At 68.1% G+C, this 16734-nt stretch carries 18 protein-coding genes; 11 read left to right on the forward strand and 7 right to left on the reverse strand.

Annotated elements, in window-relative coordinates; translation table 11 throughout:
- Positions 1-122: 122 nt before the first annotated feature.
- A complete protein-coding gene (locus ACN9MV_RS10810) occupies positions 123-1025 on the forward strand; it encodes a LysR family transcriptional regulator (protein WP_093059122.1) in 903 nt (300 codons plus the stop codon).
- Here the strand turns inward: ACN9MV_RS10810 and ACN9MV_RS10815 are convergent, their stop codons facing one another.
- Entirely contained in the window at positions 1026-1682 is a 657-nt protein-coding gene (locus tag ACN9MV_RS10815) for a glutathione S-transferase (RefSeq protein ID WP_426392151.1), read from the reverse strand. It lies immediately after the preceding gene.
- Positions 1683-1765: 83 nt separating this feature from the next.
- Between ACN9MV_RS10815 and ACN9MV_RS10820 the strand changes: the two genes are divergently transcribed.
- Together ACN9MV_RS10820 and ACN9MV_RS10825 are read left to right on the forward strand one after the other, a co-directional pair.
- Positions 1766-2641, forward strand: a complete 876-nt coding sequence (locus ACN9MV_RS10820; RefSeq protein ID WP_426392153.1) for a helix-turn-helix domain-containing protein — start codon at positions 1766-1768, stop codon at positions 2639-2641.
- A gap of 55 nt (positions 2642-2696) precedes the next feature.
- Complete coding sequence (locus tag ACN9MV_RS10825) at positions 2697-3593, forward strand: SDR family NAD(P)-dependent oxidoreductase (RefSeq protein WP_093177813.1); 897 nt, start codon at positions 2697-2699, stop codon at positions 3591-3593.
- Positions 3594-3595: 2 nt separating this feature from the next.
- Here the strand turns inward: ACN9MV_RS10825 and ACN9MV_RS10830 are convergent, their stop codons facing one another.
- Positions 3596-4183 carry a GNAT family N-acetyltransferase gene (locus ACN9MV_RS10830; protein ID WP_093059126.1) on the reverse strand — a complete coding sequence of 196 codons (588 nt, stop codon included), beginning with the start codon at positions 4181-4183 and terminating at the stop codon, positions 3596-3598.
- A gap of 111 nt (positions 4184-4294) precedes the next feature.
- Between ACN9MV_RS10830 and zigA the strand changes: the two genes are divergently transcribed.
- On the forward strand, positions 4295-5488 hold the full coding sequence (gene zigA, locus ACN9MV_RS10835) for a zinc metallochaperone GTPase ZigA (RefSeq protein WP_426392155.1): 1194 nt from the start codon (positions 4295-4297) through the stop codon (positions 5486-5488).
- A 7-nt stretch (positions 5489-5495) separates the two neighbouring features.
- Here the strand turns inward: zigA and ACN9MV_RS10840 are convergent, their stop codons facing one another.
- Complete coding sequence (locus tag ACN9MV_RS10840; protein ID WP_093177992.1) at positions 5496-5969, reverse strand: Fur family transcriptional regulator; 474 nt, start codon at positions 5967-5969, stop codon at positions 5496-5498.
- Between the two features lie 194 nt (positions 5970-6163).
- Between ACN9MV_RS10840 and ACN9MV_RS10845 the strand changes: the two genes are divergently transcribed.
- The 7 genes from ACN9MV_RS10845 (at position 6164) to gshA (ending at position 13239) form a co-directional block, all read left to right on the forward strand.
- Positions 6164-7078 carry a cupin domain-containing protein gene (locus tag ACN9MV_RS10845; protein WP_426392158.1) on the forward strand — a complete coding sequence of 305 codons (915 nt, stop codon included), beginning with the start codon at positions 6164-6166 and terminating at the stop codon, positions 7076-7078.
- An 81-nt stretch (positions 7079-7159) separates the two neighbouring features.
- Positions 7160-8095 (forward strand): tryptophan 2,3-dioxygenase, encoded by a 936-nt coding sequence (locus ACN9MV_RS10850; protein WP_426392159.1) that lies wholly within the window; start codon positions 7160-7162, stop codon positions 8093-8095.
- Between the two features lie 7 nt (positions 8096-8102).
- A complete protein-coding gene (locus tag ACN9MV_RS10855; RefSeq protein WP_426392161.1) occupies positions 8103-9287 on the forward strand; it encodes an FAD-dependent oxidoreductase in 1185 nt (394 codons plus the stop codon).
- Between the two features lie 82 nt (positions 9288-9369).
- Entirely contained in the window at positions 9370-10362 is a 993-nt protein-coding gene (locus tag ACN9MV_RS10860; RefSeq protein ID WP_426392162.1) for a Bug family tripartite tricarboxylate transporter substrate binding protein, read from the forward strand.
- Positions 10363-10513: 151 nt separating this feature from the next.
- Positions 10514-11176 (forward strand): alpha/beta hydrolase, encoded by a 663-nt coding sequence (locus ACN9MV_RS10865; protein ID WP_093059132.1) that lies wholly within the window; start codon positions 10514-10516, stop codon positions 11174-11176.
- 23 nt (positions 11177-11199) lie between these two features.
- Positions 11200-11517: a putative quinol monooxygenase gene (locus tag ACN9MV_RS10870; protein ID WP_093059133.1), complete on the forward strand. Its 318-nt coding sequence runs from the start codon at positions 11200-11202 to the stop codon at positions 11515-11517.
- Between the two features lie 165 nt (positions 11518-11682).
- Positions 11683-13239 (forward strand): glutamate--cysteine ligase, encoded by a 1557-nt coding sequence (gene gshA, locus ACN9MV_RS10875; protein WP_093078736.1) that lies wholly within the window; start codon positions 11683-11685, stop codon positions 13237-13239.
- A 3-nt stretch (positions 13240-13242) separates the two neighbouring features.
- Here gshA and ACN9MV_RS10880 read toward each other — a convergent pair whose 3' ends face one another.
- The 4 genes from ACN9MV_RS10880 to ACN9MV_RS10895 are packed head-to-tail and all read right to left on the reverse strand — an operon-like array spanning position 13243 to position 16670.
- Positions 13243-14217 (reverse strand): Bug family tripartite tricarboxylate transporter substrate binding protein, encoded by a 975-nt coding sequence (locus ACN9MV_RS10880; RefSeq protein ID WP_426392165.1) that lies wholly within the window; start codon positions 14215-14217, stop codon positions 13243-13245.
- An 18-nt stretch (positions 14218-14235) separates the two neighbouring features.
- Positions 14236-15522: a homogentisate 1,2-dioxygenase gene (gene hmgA, locus ACN9MV_RS10885; RefSeq protein WP_426392166.1), complete on the reverse strand. Its 1287-nt coding sequence runs from the start codon at positions 15520-15522 to the stop codon at positions 14236-14238.
- A 36-nt stretch (positions 15523-15558) separates the two neighbouring features.
- Entirely contained in the window at positions 15559-15912 is a 354-nt protein-coding gene (locus ACN9MV_RS10890; protein ID WP_256329654.1) for an NIPSNAP family protein, read from the reverse strand.
- The gene (locus ACN9MV_RS10895) at positions 15909-16670 is read right to left on the reverse strand and encodes an SDR family NAD(P)-dependent oxidoreductase (protein WP_426392169.1); all 762 of its coding nucleotides are present in this window, start codon (positions 16668-16670) and stop codon (positions 15909-15911) included. Before ACN9MV_RS10895 ends, ACN9MV_RS10890 begins: the two co-directional genes overlap by 4 nt.
- Between the last annotated feature and the right edge of the window lie 64 nt (positions 16671-16734).

A 16734-nucleotide genomic window follows, 5' to 3' on the forward strand; every position in this document is an offset into this window, starting at 1 on the left:
TTGGCTTTGCTTTTCGAGGATGTCGGTCGAAGGTATCTACGCACTGACCGCGCCGGATGCTAGAGACTCGCTGCTGTCATGAAAAGACAATAATTGGGCGTCAAAGATAACTTTTGGTTGTCATGAAACCCAATCAGTTGCACGCCTTCGTGGCGGTGGTCGAGCAGATGAGCATTCGCGCCGCGGCCCGCGTGCTGGGCATTTCCCAGCCGGCCGTGACGAAGATCGTGCGCGAGCTGGAGCGCGAAGTCGGGGCGCCGCTGGTGGAGCGCAGCGTCAAGGGCGTGCGGCTCACCGAGTTCGGCAAGGCCTTTGCGCCACGTGCCCGGCTGCTGCTGGCCGACATGCAGCGCGCACGCGACGAGATCGCGCAGATCCGCGACGGGCTCACGGGCAAGGTCTCGCTGGCCGTCAGCACTTCGTTCGCGCTCACGGTGCTGCCGGCTGCATTCAAGGACTTTCACGCGCGTCTGCCGGCGGTCGACGTGCAGTTCAGCGAAACGGTGCTGCCCTGGATGCTGGGGCGCCTGCGAGAGGGCTCGCTCGACTTTGCGGTGGCGCATGTGGTGCCGGGCCGGCTCGATCCGCAGTTCGAGGCGATGGAGCTCTTTCCGGTGAGGCTGGTGGTGGGTCTGCGCGAGCGTCATCCGCTGCGCGCGAGTCGCTCGATCCGCGAGCTCTACAAGGCCGAGTGGATTCTTCCGGGCGACGACCATTTCAGCGGCCGCGAGGCCGTGTCGCCGCTGCTGCCACTGGGCCTGCCGCCGCCGGCGCGGGTGATCCAGGGGCAATCGGTCACGGTGGCGCTGGCGCTGGTCGGGCAGATGGACCTGGTCGGCCTGTTCGTGGAGCCGCTGGCAACGCTGACCTTCAAGCGCCACGGCATCCGGCGCGTGGAGATCGAGGAAGAGCTGCCCATGCTGAGCGTCAGCGTCATCAAGCGCCGTGGGCAACTGCTGACGCCGGCCGCGCAGCATTTCGTCGAATGCATCCAGCGGGCCTCGGCGGTGGCGATGGGCGGCTAGCTAAATCGGCGGAAAGCTGACGCCGGCGTCGCCGGTCTTCCAGGGCGCGTACTTGTGCATGGCGCGTGCGAACAGGTCCGAGGCGGTCCAGCCGGACAGCCACGCTTGCAGGCGGGGCCAGGGCTGTGCATCGAACCACGCGGGCTCGACCATTGCGAACTGGCGCACGAAGGGCATGACGGCGGCATCGGCCAGCGTGGCATGTGCGCCAGTCAGGTGGGGCGAAGTCGACAGCCGGGTTTCGAGGTCGCGCAGGAACAGGGCGCCGCGCTCGCGCGCGGGTTCGCCGCCATCCGCATGCCGGTCAGGGTACTTGTAGCGGTCGAGCTGAGGCTTGAAACCGTCGTCGCAGGCGGCGACCAGCGCGAGCATGTCCTGCAGCGTGCCGGTTCCGGGCTGCAGCCAGCGCAGCGGATCGTTGCGCCGCAGGGCCCACAGCATCACGTCGAGGCTCTGCTCCAGCACCGCGCCGTCTTCAGTCAACAGCACGGGCACCGTGCCCTTGGGCGAAGCCGCGAGCATCTCGGCCGGCTTGTTCTTCAGCACCACCTCGCGCAGCTCGCAGCGCTGGCCGCTCGCAATCAGCGCGAGCCGGGCCCGCATCGCATAGGGGCAACGGCGGAATGAATAGAGGACGGGGAGGGCGGTGGCGGGCATTCGTGTGCGCGGGCGAAGCGGTCGATTTTCGGCGACCGCGGCTGGCTCGCACCCGGGCGGGGTTTTCATCACAATGGACTGCCATGGCCGAACGCCTCTTCCTTCGCCTCGACGACGACCCCTTGCACGGGCCGGAGTCCGGCGTGCCCGCGGGTACGTTGCGCGCGTTCCCGGTTGGGGCTGCGCTGCGCGGCCACGTCTCGCACATCATGCTGTACAGCGAGACCTTCGCCGAAGGGCACGAGGTGCGCGAACGCGTGCTGCCAGACGGCGCGGTGCGGCTGGTGTTCAACCTCGGCGATGCACCGTCCGCCGGTGAAAGCGAGGGGCTGGCGGTGGAAGCCATTGGCGCTTCGGCCGCGCCTGTGGTGGTGCGCATGCGGCGCAAGGTGGAGGGGCTCTCCGTCACCCTGCGCCCTGGTGCCGCCGCTGCACTGTTGGGGTTGCCAGTGGGTGAGATCGGCGGCAGCGCCGTGTACCTCGATGCGCTGTGGCAGGGCGAAGGCACCGAGCTGCTGGGGCGCATGGCCGAGGCGCCGGACGATGCGGCGCGAGTGACGCTGCTGCACGCCGTTCTGCAACGCCGGCTTCGCGACAGCAGCGCCGCCGCGGGCAACACAGCCGCTGCCATGCATGCCGCGCAGCTCATCGCCGCATCCGGCGGGCGTCGTCCCTTGCGCGAGGTGGCAACGACCGTCGGCGTTGGCGAACGGCGACTGCAGCAGCTCTTTCATGCCCACGTGGGCCTTTCGCCGCGCGCCTGGAGCCGGCTCGCGCGCATGCATGGTTGTCTGCGCGCGCTGCGGCTGCAGTCGTCGCCCGCGTGGGCTGACGTAGCGCTGGAGAGCGGCTTCTACGACCAGTCGCACCTGGTCAACGAGTTCCGCGCGCTCTGCGGCGTTACGCCGACGGAGTTCATGGGGCATGCCGTTTCGGGTTCTTCCAAGACGGCGCGTTGAGCGCGCACTATCTTCGTCCGCTCTTGCACAAGGCAGATCGAAGGAGCAACCGAACATGCAGAACGAAAACACCCGTCGCCCGTTGAAGGATTGCGTGGCAGTGGTGACTGGCGCGAGTCGAGGAGCAGGGCGCGGCATCGCGCTGGAACTGGGCGCCGCCGGAGCCACGGTGTACGTCACCGGGCGCAGCACGCGCGAACGGCCCGCGCAAACCTACGGCCAGTTGCTGGCCCTGTCTGATATGCAGGCCGTGCCCGGCAGCATCGACGACACCGCAGACGAACTCACCCGCATGGGCGGACACGGCATCGCCGTGCAGTGCGACCACACCCGCGAAGAAGAAGTGGCGGCGCTCATCGCCCGCGTGGAGCGCGAGGCAGGCCGCATCGACCTGCTGGTGAACAACGCCTGGGGTGGCCACGAGACCTTCAATGGCGTGTTCGAAGCACCTTTCTGGGAGCACCCGCTGTCGAACTGGGATTCGATGTTCGACCGCGGCGTGCGCAACCACCTCGTGGCCAGCCGCTGTGCCGCGCCGCTGATGGTGCGACAGAAAAAGGGGCTGATCCTCACCACCACCTTCTGGGACCGTGACCACTATCTGCGCGGCAGCCTCTTCTACGACCTGGCGAAGGCTTCGATGACCCGGCTGGCTTTCGGCATGGCGCAAGACCTGCGGTCGCACAACGTCGCCTCCATTGCCGTGTCGCCCGGCTGGATGCGCACGGAGTTCGTGCTGGCCGGCCACAAGACCGATGAGGCGCACTGGCATGAGCGGCCCGCGCTGGCGCGCACCGAGTCGCCGCGCTACCTGGGACGGGCGATCGCGGCGCTGGCCGGCGATGCGCGGGTGATGGACAAGAGCGGCGAGGTACTGCGCGTGGCCGACCTGGCGCGCGAGTACGGCTTTACCGACATCGACGGCAGGCAGGTCGAGGCCTTCGAGATGTAGCGCTACCGGAGCTCCCGCACGTCGATGCGAAAGCGCAGTTCAGGAGTGCCGCCGAGCTCGGGTAGCTTGACGAACTCTTCCACCAGCACGCCGCCGTTGGCGCGGATCACCTGCTGCGAGGCGAGGTTTTCGGGGCTGGTCGTGATGTCGACGTGATCGAGGCCCCTGGTGCGCGCCTCGGGCAGCAGCGCGCGCAGCGCAGCCTTGGCGTAGCCTCGGTTGCCCTTCCACGGGACCACGCCGTAGCCGATGTGGCCAAGGCAGTAGATGGGCAGGGCGTTGGTGCCAGGCTGCCAGCGTAGCTGAATGCTGCCGCAGAACTCGCCGTCCCACATCCAGCGCCGGTAGCCTGGCAGGCGGGGCACGGTGCCTCCGCCGGGCAGCGCGACTGGCGGGCCCTTGGCTTCGGGGTCGACGAGGCTGGCCAGAAAGCGTTCGGGGTCGGCGTGGATCTGCGCCAGTTCTTCCTGGCCGGCTTCGGGCCGCAGGTTGTTGGGCGACCAGCCGCGTTCCAGCGCGGCGATGTAGCCGGCGAGGTGTTCGTGCGAAGGCCAGACGAGTTGCAAGGGCGTGCGGGGTTCGGAGGTCATTTTCCGGATGGTAGGCGAACGGTCGATGGCGACCGGGGCTCGGCAGTAAAACGCAACAATGTTGCGTTGATCCATATAATGCAATCCTGTTGCATATATGGAGCCTGCCCCATGGCTGACCGCCTCCCCGTTACCGTGCTCTCCGGCTTTCTTGGCGCCGGCAAGACCACGCTGCTGAACCACATCCTCCATAACCGAGAGGGCCGCCGCGTGGCGGTCATCGTCAACGACATGAGCGAGGTCAACATCGACGCCGCGCTGGTGCGCGACGGCGGCGCCGAGCTTTCTCGCACCGACGAGAAGCTGGTCGAGATGAGCAACGGCTGCATCTGCTGCACGCTGCGCGAAGACCTGCTGATCGAGGTCAACCGCCTCGCGAAGGAAGGGCGCTTCGACCAACTGGTGATCGAGTCCACCGGCATTTCAGAGCCGCTGCCCGTGGCCGAGACCTTCACCTTCGCCAGCGAAGACGGCAAGAGCCTGGCCGACGTGGCCCGGCTCGACACCATGGTGACGGTGGTCGACGCCTTCAACTTCCTGCGCGACTACGGCTCGCCCGACAGCCTCGGCCAGCGCGGCCAGTCGCTCGGCGACGAGGACACGCGCACGGTGGTCGACCTGCTGATCGAGCAGATCGAGTTCTGCGACGTGCTGGTGGTCAACAAGACCGACCTCGTCACGCCCGAGGAGCGCGAACGGCTGATGGCCATCTTGCGCAGCCTGAACCCGCGCGCCCGCATCGAGGTGTCGGAGTTCGGCCGCGTGGCGCTCGACCGCGTGCTCGACACTGGCCTGTTCGACTTCGAGCAGGCCGAGCAGGCGCCCGGCTGGCTGGCCGAGCTGCGCGGCGAGCACGTGCCCGAGTCGGAGGAATACGGCATTCGCAGCTTTGTCTACCGTTCGCGCATTCCGTTTCACCCGATGCGATTCTGGAAGCTGGTGCAAAGCGAATGGGAAGGAGTGGTGCGCTCCAAGGGCTTCTTCTGGCTTGCAAGTCGCGCCACGCGTGCGGGCTCGTGGTCGCAGGCCGGCGGCGCCTGTCGCTATGGCGCGGCGGGTTTCTGGTGGGCCGCAGTGCCGCGCGAGCACTGGCCGACCGAGCCGGATGCGCTGGAGCTGATCCACAAGAACTGGGACCCGGCCACGGGTGACGCGCGGCAGGAGCTGGTGCTGATCGGCATCGGCATGGACGAAGACGCGTTGCGCGCCCGGCTCGACGAGTGCCTGCTCACGGAAAACGAGATGCGCTTCGGCGCCTCGTGGTGGCAGAACTTTCCGGATCCGTTCCCCTCGTGGAACGTGTGAGAAAAGCCTAGCGGGCGCAGTCGCCGCAGGTGCCGTGGAGGGTCAGCGCAGTGTGGCGGGTGTCGATGCCCTGCTTGCGCAAGGCCCGCCCCAGCCGGCCCATCACCTTCGGCAGTTCCGGGTCGGACGGCAGCGCCAGCACCTTGTGGCACTGGTCGCACTCGAAGGTGTTGCCCGACTCTGCCTCCACATGGCGCGAGAAGCGGTTGACGCGGTCGGGGCCCACGCGGCGGTCGCACAGGCCGGCCTCGACCAGCCGGTCGAGCACGCGGTAGACCGTCACGCGGTCGGGCGTTTCGCCGGTGGCGGCGGTGTAGGCCGAGGCCACTTCTTCGTGCGTCAGGGGTTGCGAGCTGTGTTCGATCAGTTCGAGCACGGTCTGCGCGGCGCGCGTGACGCGCAGGCCGTTGTCGCGAAGCAGCGTTTCGCTGTCGAACGGGGCGGCGCGAGGGGGCTTCGGGTGAGAGGTCGTTGTCTTCATGCGGTCTTCTTGCGAAACGCCATTGTGTTGCATCCCGGGGCGCCTTGGGTAGCGCGGGGCGCAATCGCCCGCCTGGCATGCCAGATAATCGCCGCCATCGAGACACACCACCGGGCGGCACGAACAGCATGGACACAGAGCGGGGCGGCGACGTACTCAGCCATGTGCTTGCGACGTACAGGTCAGAAAGGGCGGTGACTGCGCGGTTTTCGCTCTCTGCTCCTTGGGCGCTGCATTCGACCGGCGTGGCCGGTCCGCTGATCCGCATGTGCACCGGCGCACCCTACTGGATTGCAGTGGGCGGCGCCGAGCCGGTGCAGGTGGCGCCGCACGACATCGCGATGCTGCCGCAGGGCGGGGCGCACACCGTGTCGTCCGTGCCGGGGCTCGATGCGATGCCTTTCCGCGAGCTGATCGAGGCGCATTCGATCGGCCGGCACGGCGACCACCCCATCGTGTTCTCGCATGGCGGCGGCGGCCCGGTCACCGAGCTGTTCTCGTTGCACCTGTGGATGCCCGCACAGGGCCTGGGCTCGATCATCGGCAGCCTGCCGTCGCTGATCGTGCTTCGGCAGGCGCAGATTCCCACCACCGCCTCGCTGGCGCAGGCCATGGAATCGCTGGTGAACGAAACCGTGGCCCAGCGCCCGGGCTGGCAGCTGTCGGCGGCGCGCATGGCCGACCTGCTGCTGGTGCACATCCTGTGCGAGCACCTCTATGCCCAGCCGCAGGCGCAGAGCCAGACGGGGCAGGTCGGCAGGCTGCGCGGGCTGGACGACGAAAGCATTGCCCGTGCGATGTCGCTGATGCACGAGCGGCCCGAGCATCCGTGGTCGGTTGCCACGCTGGCGCAGGCCAGCTACCTGTCGCGCACCATCTTCAGCGAGCGCTTTCGCGCGCTCGTGGGCGTCACGCCCATGCATTACCTGGGCTCGTACCGCATGACGCTGGCGGCCGAGAAACTCAAGAACCGGCAGCTGAGCCTGCACCAAGTGGCCGAGGCGGTCGGCTATGCGTCGGAGAAGGCGTTCTCGCGCGCCTTCCAGCGCTGGACGGGCATGACCCCGAGCGCGTACGCCCGCCAGCAGGGCGGACCCGAATCCGACTGAATCTGCCGTCCCGGACGGTCGGTGCCCAAATCCGGCCTGCCGGAGGTTGAGGCGGCGGCGTGCGGGTCGAACAATCGGCGCATGGCAACCCCACGCAAAAGAGTCATTCCCGAAGTGCGCAACCCCGCGCTCGAGCTGTCGCTGGTGAAGCCCATCGCCACCGGCGACAACCAACAGCGCGCGGCCACCGTGCAAAACACCGATGGTGAGCCACTGGTGGCCTTCGAAGGCAGCAGCAACCCCTACCTGGAGCACCAGCGCAACGACCTGCTGCTGAGCCTGCAGCACATGCGCAGCGAAGGCCACGACGAGATGGTCTTCATGTGCATCACGCACTGCAAGGAGTTGAGCTTCAAGGCCATCCACTACGAGCTGGCCAACATGCAGGCGCGCATCCGGGGCGACGACGTGGCCGATGCGCTGCAACTGGTGCCGCGCGTGCGCGCGCTGCTCGAATTCCTTGGCAAGACCTGGGACGTGCTCTCGACCATCACGCCGCACGAGTTCAACCAGTTCCGCAACACGCTGGGCATTGCCTCGGGGCAGCAGTCGTACATGTACCGGCACGTTGAATTCATCCTCGGCAACAAGTCGATTCCGCTGGCGCGCGCGCATGCGAACAACCCCGACGTGTGGCCCTACATGGAGCGCGCGCTGAATTCACCGAGCCTGTACGACGACGTGCTGGCGCTGCTGCACCGCCGCGACATCGCCGTGCCGCCCGGGGCGCTGGCGCGCGACTGGTCAGAGCCCTATGTGCCGAACCCGGGCGTCGAGGCGGCGTGGCTGTGGGTGTATGGCGATCCGACGCCGGAGAACGACCTATACCGGCTGGGCGAGGCGCTGATGGACATCGCCGATGTGTTCTCGCAGTACCGCTGGCGGCATTTCGTGTCGGTCGAACGCATCCTGGGCTTCAAGCCGGGCACGGGCGGTTCGGCCGGCGTGGGTTGGCTGCGCAGCGTGGTCGATCACCGATTCTTTCCCGAGCTGTGGTCCGTGCGGACGCAGCTGTGAGCACGGCATGACACAGGCAGCAAGGGTATTGATCGTCGGCGCGGGCATCGCGGGCTGCTCGGCCGCCATCTCGTTGGCCGGCAAGGGCTTTCGCGTCACGCTGGTCGAGAAGCAGGCCGAGTGGCGCTTCCAGAGCTCGGGCATCTTCATCTATGGCAACGGGCTCGAGGCGCTGCGCAAGGTCGGTGTTCTGCCCGGCATCCTCGAAGCGGGCTTCGCCATCGAGGACGGCCGCAATGTCTACCTCGACCACCACGGCGAGCCCATCGTCGATGTGTTCTATCCGCGCTCCAGCGGCGGCTCGGCGCCCATCGTGGGCATCAGGCGCGCGGAGATGCACCGCATCCTGGCCGCGCGGCTCGATGCGTTGGGCGTGGAGATACGGCTGGCGACGACGGTCGCGGAGATCGATTCGCCCGGCGGCAGCGATCGCGCGGAGGTCATGTTTTCGGACGGCACGGCACAGCGCTTCGACCTCGTCATTGGCGCAGACGGCATCCGCTCGCAGGTGCGTGAGGCCGTCGCCGGCCCCGTCGCACCGCGCTACACCGGCTTCGGCGTCTGGCGCAGCGTGCACGAGCGGCCGCGTGCGCTGGACGCCAAGATCATGATGATGGGCGTCGGCAAGCGGCTGGGCATCATGCCGATCAGCCACGACAGGCTCTACATCTTCGGCACGGTCAGCGAGCTCGCCGGCCGCTGGTATCCGAAGGAGACCTGGCCAGGGCAGATGCGCGAGCGCTTCGCCGAGTTCGGCGGCCCGGCGCGGCAGTTTCTGGACCAGTTAGGCGCGGATTCCGAAGTGCTCTACACGGCCGTCGAGGAGGTGCACACGCCGCTGCCCTGGCACGCGGGCCGCGTGCTGCTGATAGGCGATGCGGCGCATGCCTCGACGCCCTTCATGGGGCAGGGCGGGGCTATGGCGGTGGAAGACGCGGTGGTGCTGGCCGACATGCTCGCGCGGCACGGCATCGCCGACGCCACGCTGCGCGCTTTCGGCGAACGCCGCTCCCCGATGTGCCGCTTCGTGCAGGATGCCTCGCGCAAGGTGGGCGAGGCGGGGGCGATGGAAGATGCCGAGAGCTGCGCGCGGCGCAATGCGGCGATGCGCGAGGGGGCGCAGCAGCAGGTCGATGCCTTCTACCGGCAGCTGGGAGAGTTCGGCTCGCTGCATATGCCGGAACCAGCCTAAGCATCTGACAAATGGGTCGTTCGCTTGCGGGCGAGGGCGCGACAGAATCGCGCGCTTTGCCTCCTGCAACCGAAAGTTCGCCATGCGTGCCCATTTCCTGTCGAAGCTGCTCAAGCCGGTCCTTGCCCTGTGGGCCTGCGCTTCGTTGACCGTGGCCGCGCAGGCGCAACCGGCGGCGGCCTACCCGTCGAAGCCCGTGCACATCACGGTCGCGAACACGCCCGGAAGTTCGCCCGACGTGCTGGCGCGCTACCTGGCGCAGCGCCTGTCGGAGCAATGGAAGCAGCCGGTGGTTGTCGACAACCGCGCCGGCGCGGCCGGCATCCTGGCCGCCGATGGGCTGGCCAAGGCACAGCCCGACGGCTACTCGCTGCTGGTGGGCGCGGACGGCCCCATCACCATCCTCCCCAACATCCAGGCCGGATTGCCCTATGACGCCCGACGCGACCTGGTGCCGGTGGTGTCGCTCGGGCAGATCGACTTCGTGCTGGTCGCCAACCCGAAGACCGGCTTCCACACGGTGGCCGACTTCGTTCGCGCGGCCAAGGCGCATCCTGGGCGCATCAACTACGCCTCGGCCGGCAACGGCAGCCCGCAGCAGCTGAGCATGGAGCTGCTGAAGCAGAAGGCCGGCATCTACGTCACGCACATCCCTTACCGCGGCGGCCCGCTGGGCATGCAGGACGTGATCGCGGGGCAGGTCGACGTGATGTTCATCGCGGTCGGCCCCGCGCTGCCGCACATCCGCAGCGGCCGGCTGGTGGCGCTGGGCACCAGCGGCGAGAGGCGCCATGCGCTGCTGCCCGAAGTGCCGACCGTGAGCGAAAGCTATGCGGGCTACCGCTCGGGCACATGGTTCGGGCTGTTCGCGCCGGCGCGCACGCCGCAGCCGGTGCTCGACGCCATCGCGGCGGAGGCGGGGCGCATCGTTCAGGCTCCGGCCGCCCGTGCAGAACTCGCGGTACAGGGCATCGAGGCCACGGGCCATCCGCAACGGCAGTTCCAGACGCAGGTGGCGGCCGAATACGAGCGCTATGCGCAGATCGTGAAGGCCGTGGGCATCAAGGCCGAGTAACAGACAGTCAGACAGTCGCCTGCCCGGGCAACCGCACGGTGGCACATCGCAACGATGTGCAAGTCAGCCAACCGGCCGTTTCCGTGCCTTGGGCAGGCCCCGGATGCGCTAAGGTGCGGTCATCCGCGTTCCTGAATACCTTTGCCCGACCATGTCCCGTCCTCCCATCGAGATCGAAACCGCCCCCAACCCCACCGCCACGGTGATCGTGATGCACGGCCTCGGCGCCGACGGCAACGACTTCGTGCCCATTGCCAACGAACTCGAGCTCTCTGCCGTGGGCCCGGTGCGCTTCGTGTTCCCCAATGCGCCGGTCATGCCCGTGACCATCAACGGCGGCTACCAGATGCCGGCCTGGTACGACATCGCCTTGCCCGACCTGGCTGCGCAGGAAGACGAGGCCGGACTGCGCCGCTCGCAGGCGACCATCGAGGCGATCATCGCCAGTGAAAAGGCCCGCGGCATCGCCGCCGAGCGCATCGTGGTGGCAGGCTTCTCGCAGGGCTGCGCGATGGCGCTCATGACCGGCCTGCGCCACACCGAGCGGCTGGCCGGCATCGTCGGCCTCTCCGGCTACCTGCCGATCGCGGCCACCACGGCGGCCGAACGCCACGCGGCCAACCACGAAACGCCCGTGTTCCTCGCCCATGGCCGGCAAGACCCCGTGGTGCCCCTTGCCGCGGCGATGCGCTCGCGCGACGCGCTGGCCGCCTTGGGCTATACCGTCGAGTGGCACGAATACACGATGGCGCACTCGGTGTGCATGGAAGAAATCGCCGACCTCAACCGCTTCCTGCTGCGGGTGCTCGGCTGAACTTCGTCGAAGGAGACAAGAAAATGATCCTGGTCATCGGACACGCCCTGGCAAAGCCCGACACCCTGCAGGCTATGCTCGCCATCAGCACCGAGCACGTGCTGCGCTCGCGCACCGAAGCCGGCTGCATTTCGCATGAAGTCACGACCGACGTGCAGGACCCGCTGCGACTGACCTTCGTGGAGCGCTGGAGCGACATGGCCGCGCTGCAGACGCACTTTCGCGTGGACGCCTCGCGCGCCTTCGGCAAGGCGCTGGCGGCCATGGCCGACGGCACGCCGGAGATACACGTCTACCAGTCGGACGAGATCGACCTGTCGGCGGGCCGCGCCAAGGCCTGAAATTCACCAGCCATCGGGGCCGTTCACTGGCGCATCGTCTATGCAGGTAGCTATCAAAAACATAGCGAACCACAGGGTAGCCTGCCTCGGGATTCCCTGCACGAGCAATGCCCGCGTGCCCGTGCTACCTTCCAGCCCCTCAGAAGATTGATGGGTCATAACAATATGAGCAACAGATTGCTGGAGAGGTTGGGTGCACTTTCAGCCGCACGCCTCCAGGGCATGCGACGTGGCATCGAGAAGGAAAGCCTGCGCGCTCTGCCGGACGGCAAGCTCGCGCTGACGCCGCATCCCGTGGCCCTGGGCTCCGCGCTCACGCATCCGCACATCACGACCGACTTCAGCGAATCGCAGCTCGAACTCATCACGGGCGTGCACGCGAACGTCGAATCGGCGCTCGAAGAGCTCACGCGGGTGCACCAGTTCACCTACCGGGTGCTCGACGGCCTGGGCGACGAGCGCCTGTGGGTGTCGAGCATGCCCTGCGGTCTGCCGACCGACGAGACCATTCCGATCGGCCGCTACGGCTCGTCGAACGTGGGCCGCGCCAAGAGCGTCTACCGCATGGGCCTGAGCCACCGCTATGGCCGCCGCATGCAGACCATCTCGGGCATTCACTACAACTGGTCGCTGCCCGACGTGTCGAGCGAACAGTATTTCGCGCTGATCCGCAATTTCCGTCGCCAGGCCTTCCTGCTGCTGTACCTGTTCGGCGCCTCGCCGGCCCTGTGTTCGAGCTTTGTGGCGGGCCGCCCGCACGAGCTGCAGCCGCTGGGCGACGGCAGCATGTTCATGCCGCACGGCACCTCGCTGCGCATGGGCCGCCTGGGCTACCAGAGCGACGCGCAGGCCTCGCTGGCCGTGAGCTACAACAGCCTCGACGGCTACGGCGCCTCGCTGCAGGACGCGCTCACGCGCCCGTGGCCGGCCTACGAATCCATCGGCATCCGCAACCTCGGCGGCGACTACAACCAGCTGGGCACCAGCCTGCTGCAGATCGAGAACGAGTTCTACGGCACCATCCGCCCCAAGCGCGTGATCAACCCCGGCGAGCGCCCGCTGCATGCGCTGCGCGAGCGCGGCGTGGAATACGTCGAAGTGCGCCTGATGGACCTCGACCCCTTCGAGACCGTCGGCATCAACGCGCAGACCATGCGCTTCATCGACGTGTTCCTACTGCACTGCCTGCTGAGCGACAGCCCCGACGACACGCCGCAGGAAATAGCCGACCTCGCGCACAACCAGCACCTCACGGCCGCGCGCGGCCGCGAGCCGGGCCTGAAGCTGCAGCGCGACGGACGCGAAGTGGCGCTGGCCGACTGGGGCCTGGAACTGGTCGAGCAGTGCCTGCCCATTGCCGCCGCGCTCGACGCGGCGCAGGGCGGCACGGCGCATGCCGATGCGGTGCGCGCCGCGAGGGCCGCGCTGCAGAACCCCGACAGCCTGCCCTCCGCCCGCGTGCTCGCGGCCATCGAGAAAGACCACGGCAACTCCTTCATCGGCTTCGTGCGTGCCCAGTCCGAGCAGACCCGCGCCGCGCTGCTGGGCCTGCCGTTCTCGGCCGCGCGACAGGCCGAGTTCGAGCAGATGACTGCCGAGTCGATCCAGGAGCAGAAGCGCATCGAGGCGGCCGACACCATGCCCTTCGAGATCTACCGCGAGCAGTACGTCTCGCCCGCGCGGCTGGGCATGGCGCGCGGCCGCATGGCGGTCGCTGCCTGAGGCTTATTGCCGGGGAATCCCGGCCTGGGCGACGACCTCGCTCCAGCGCTTGATCTCGCGTTCGATCATCGACTTCATCTGGACGGGCGAAGAGGGCGCGGGTTCGCTGCCCAGTGATGCCAGCGTTGCCTTGACGCCCGGGTCGCCGAGCGCCGCTCGCACGCTGCGATCAAGGCGCTCGATTGCCTGCGGCGGCGTGCCACCGGGCGCCGCGAGTCCCAGCCAGGAGCGGATCTCGAAGCCCTTCAGCACGCTCGCGACGGCAGGCACCTCCGGCATCGACGGCCAGGGTTGTGCGCTGGTGACCGCCAGCGCACGCAGCCGGCCCGACTGGATGTGCGGCGTTGCAACGGTCAGCGTGTCCGCCAGGATGTCGACGTCGCCCGCGATCACCGCCTGCACCGGTGCGCCGCCGCCGCGATAGGGCACGTGCAGCAGCCTGACGCCGGCGCTGACGCCCAGCAGTTCCCCGACCATGTGCTGCGTCGAGCCCACGCCCACGGAAGTGAATGTGACCCGCTCCGGCGCCTGCCGCGCAGTGGCGAGCAGTTCCGCGAGATTCCTGGCCGGATGCTCCGCGCGCACAGCGATGACGAAGGGAAAGCTCGTCACGGTCGAGACGAATGCGAAGTCCTTCACCGGTTCGTAGGGCAACGTCTTGCGCAGCGCGGCCGACACCGTGTGCGCGCCGGTGAGCATGACGATGTTGTAGCCATCGGGCCGGGCCTTGGCCACGAAGTCCGTGGCGATCAGGCCGCCCGCGCCGCTCTTGATATCGACGACCACGGGCTGCTTCAGCGTCTCCTGCATCTTCTGCGCGAGCAGGCGCGAGACGACATCGGCGTTGCCGCCTGCACCGAATCCGTGGCAAAGCTGTATCGGGTGGCTGGGGTAGTCGCTCTGCGCGCGAGCCGGGGGCTGCAGCGCGAGTGCGGAGGCGGTGGCGACGACGAAGTCGCGCCGGGTGAAAGCGGTCATGGTCGTTGTCTCTTTCCGTCAGGCCCTGGCGGCCCTGAACCCGTGCCATACCACGTCATAGTCCGGCTGCAGATTGGCGGCTCCAAGCGCTTGCGCCGTGGGCCGGAACACGTGGCGGCTCTCGAACATGAAGGCCAGCGTGTTGTCGAGGCGGTGCGGCTTGAGTTCGGCCGTGCTTGCCCGCTCGAAGGTGGCGGCGTCCGGCCCGTGCGGCAGCATGCAGTTGTGCAGGCTCACGCCGCCGGGCACGAAGCCTTCGGCCTTCGCGTCGTACACGCCGCGCACCAGCCCCATCAGTTCGCTCATCACGTTGCGGTGGAACCAGGGCGGGCGGAAGGTGTCTTCCGCCACCAGCCAGCGCGGCGGGAAGATCACGAAATCGCAGTTGGCAACGCCGGGCGTGTCGGTGCCGGAGGTCAGCACCGTGTAGATCGACGGATCGGGATGGTCGAAGCTGATCGTGCCGATGGCCATGAACCGCGCCAGGTCGTACTTGCAGGGAGTCAGGTTGCCGTGCCACGCGACCACGTTCAGCGGCGTGCCGGCCTGCGTGCCTTCCCAGAGGTGGCCCATGAACTTGTTGACGATGCGCACGGGGCCGGCGTCTTCCTCGAAGGCCGCCATGGGCGCCAGGAAGTCGCGTGCATTGGCCAGCCCGTTCGACCCGATCGGCCCCAGTTCCGGCAGGCGAAAGGGCGCACCGTAGTTCTCGCAGACATAGCCCCGCGCCTCGCCCTCCTGCAGCGCGACGCGAAACCGCATGCCCCGTGGCACCAGCGCGATCTCGCCAGGGGCGACGTGCAGGCGGCCCAGTTCGGTATGGAGCAGCAGCGCGCCATGCTGCGGCACGATCAGCAGTTCGCCGTCGGAGTTCGCGAGGTAGCGCCCGTCCATCGAGCGGTTCGCGCGATAGACATGCACTGCCGAGCCTGTCTGCGCGTGCGGGTCGCCGTTGCCGGCGATGGTCAGCATGCCGTCGACGAAGTCCGCGTCCCCGGCTGGCATCGGCCAGGGGTTCCAGCGCAGCCGGTTGGCCGGTGTTTCCGCTTCGGTGAATGGTCCGCTGCGCCAGTTGCCGTCGTCGATGCGCGCGAAGGCCTCGTGCATGGCGCTGGGGCGCCTCCTGTACATCCAGGTGCGCCGGTTGTGGTCGCGCGGCGCCGTGAAGGCCGTGCCCGACAGCAGCTCGGCATACAGGCCCAGCGGCGCCTGCTGCGGCGAGTTGTGCCCGACGGGCAGGGCGCCCGGAAGCGCCTCGCTGGCGAACTGGTTGCCGAATCCGCTCTGGTAGTCGAGCGTTGTCATGGTGTCTCCATCCTTTGTTCCGGATCGATGCGGTCGTCAGTCCTGCCACCGGGGCGTGAAGAAGGGCGCCGGAAGCAGGATCTTCGATTCCTGGCTCTGCAGCAGCGGAAGCATTTCCACCACGTAGGCCTTCCATGCCGGGTCGGCCATCAGGAGCTCCCGCCGCTCGGCGCGCTCGTTCATGTCCACGTAGGCCCACATGTGGATCACCTGGTTGAGCGGGCCGGTTTCGGTGCGGTAGTAGCCAACCATGCGGCCGAGGATGCGGCGCTGGATCGCCAGGCCCTTGGCCTCGTACAGCGACAGGTAGGCCCGCCACTGGCCGGGGTGGGTGGTGTAGGTGCGTTGCTCCACGAGCATGCGGGCGGTCGTGTCGGGTCCGGCGGTCACAGGCTGTGCCCTCCGTCGATGACGATCCGCGTGCCCGTGGCCGTGCGCAGGTGCGTCACGCAGGCCAGCACGGCGAGCGCCACGTCCTGCGGCGTGACGATGCGCCCGAGCGGCGTGGCGGCCGCCTTCTTGAGCAGGTCGTCGCGGTTGCGGCCGCGAACGAAATCGGTGTCGACCGCTGCGGGCGAAACGCTGACGAAGCGCACGGGGCCGAAGGCTCTTGCCATCGACACGGTCATGGTGTCGAGCGCCGCCTTGGCCGCGCAGTAGGCGATGTTGCTGCCCAGGCCCGTGAAGGCGGACACGGAAGACACGTTGACGACGACCGCATCGGTGGACGCACTCAGCAGCGGCATGAGCGCACGCGTGATGGCATACGGGCCGCCGACGTTGGCTGCGAGTATTTCGTCGAACAGCGCCGGCGCCAGCGCATCCAGGTCGCCGTGCGCAATGCGCTGCGTGAAGCCGGCGGAATTCACGAGCACGTCGACGCGGCCGAAGCTGCGATGCAGGGTGTCCGCCGTGGCGGCGTGCGCCGCGCTGTCGGTCAGCGGAATCCGCAGCGTGCTGTGGCCATCGCCTGGCAGTTCGGCGCGCAGTGCCTGTGCACGCTCCGCGCCTTCGTTGTAGCCGATGACGACCGTCGCTCCAGCGTCCGCCAGTGCGCGCACGCAGGCGGCGCCGATGCCGCTGCTGCCGCCGGTGACGACGGCGACCCTGTCTTTCAGCGCCAGAGCGCATTCCTGCATCGTGCTCATCGAAACCTCCCGCAAAGCGCCCTGTGCTTTTTCATGACTGCCCTTGATCGTTGGGTTCCGTCGC

The organism is Variovorax sp. R-27, assembly GCF_049913215.1.
GTDB lineage: Bacteria > Pseudomonadota > Gammaproteobacteria > Burkholderiales > Burkholderiaceae_C > Variovorax.

Coding starts and splice junctions, on each gene's coding strand:
- ACN9MV_RS10850 (WP_426392159.1), top strand. CDS start 7,160: ATGGCAACCCCACGCAAAAGAGTCATTCCCGAAGTGCGCAACCCCGCG.
- ACN9MV_RS10815 (WP_426392151.1), bottom strand. CDS start 1,682: ATGCCCGCCACCGCCCTCCCCGTCCTCTATTCATTCCGCCGTTGCCCC.
- ACN9MV_RS10870 (WP_093059133.1), top strand. CDS start 11,200: ATGATCCTGGTCATCGGACACGCCCTGGCAAAGCCCGACACCCTGCAG.
- ACN9MV_RS10895 (WP_426392169.1), bottom strand. CDS start 16,670: ATGAGCACGATGCAGGAATGCGCTCTGGCGCTGAAAGACAGGGTCGCC.
- gshA (WP_093078736.1), top strand. CDS start 11,683: ATGAGCAACAGATTGCTGGAGAGGTTGGGTGCACTTTCAGCCGCACGC.
- ACN9MV_RS10825 (WP_093177813.1), top strand. CDS start 2,697: ATGCAGAACGAAAACACCCGTCGCCCGTTGAAGGATTGCGTGGCAGTG.
- ACN9MV_RS10860 (WP_426392162.1), top strand. CDS start 9,370: ATGCGTGCCCATTTCCTGTCGAAGCTGCTCAAGCCGGTCCTTGCCCTG.
- ACN9MV_RS10880 (WP_426392165.1), bottom strand. CDS start 14,217: ATGACCGCTTTCACCCGGCGCGACTTCGTCGTCGCCACCGCCTCCGCA.
- ACN9MV_RS10810 (WP_093059122.1), top strand. CDS start 123: ATGAAACCCAATCAGTTGCACGCCTTCGTGGCGGTGGTCGAGCAGATG.
- zigA (WP_426392155.1), top strand. CDS start 4,295: ATGGCTGACCGCCTCCCCGTTACCGTGCTCTCCGGCTTTCTTGGCGCC.
- hmgA (WP_426392166.1), bottom strand. CDS start 15,522: ATGACAACGCTCGACTACCAGAGCGGATTCGGCAACCAGTTCGCCAGC.
- ACN9MV_RS10855 (WP_426392161.1), top strand. CDS start 8,103: ATGACACAGGCAGCAAGGGTATTGATCGTCGGCGCGGGCATCGCGGGC.
- ACN9MV_RS10820 (WP_426392153.1), top strand. CDS start 1,766: ATGGCCGAACGCCTCTTCCTTCGCCTCGACGACGACCCCTTGCACGGG.
- ACN9MV_RS10830 (WP_093059126.1), bottom strand. CDS start 4,183: ATGACCTCCGAACCCCGCACGCCCTTGCAACTCGTCTGGCCTTCGCAC.
- ACN9MV_RS10840 (WP_093177992.1), bottom strand. CDS start 5,969: ATGAAGACAACGACCTCTCACCCGAAGCCCCCTCGCGCCGCCCCGTTC.
- ACN9MV_RS10865 (WP_093059132.1), top strand. CDS start 10,514: ATGTCCCGTCCTCCCATCGAGATCGAAACCGCCCCCAACCCCACCGCC.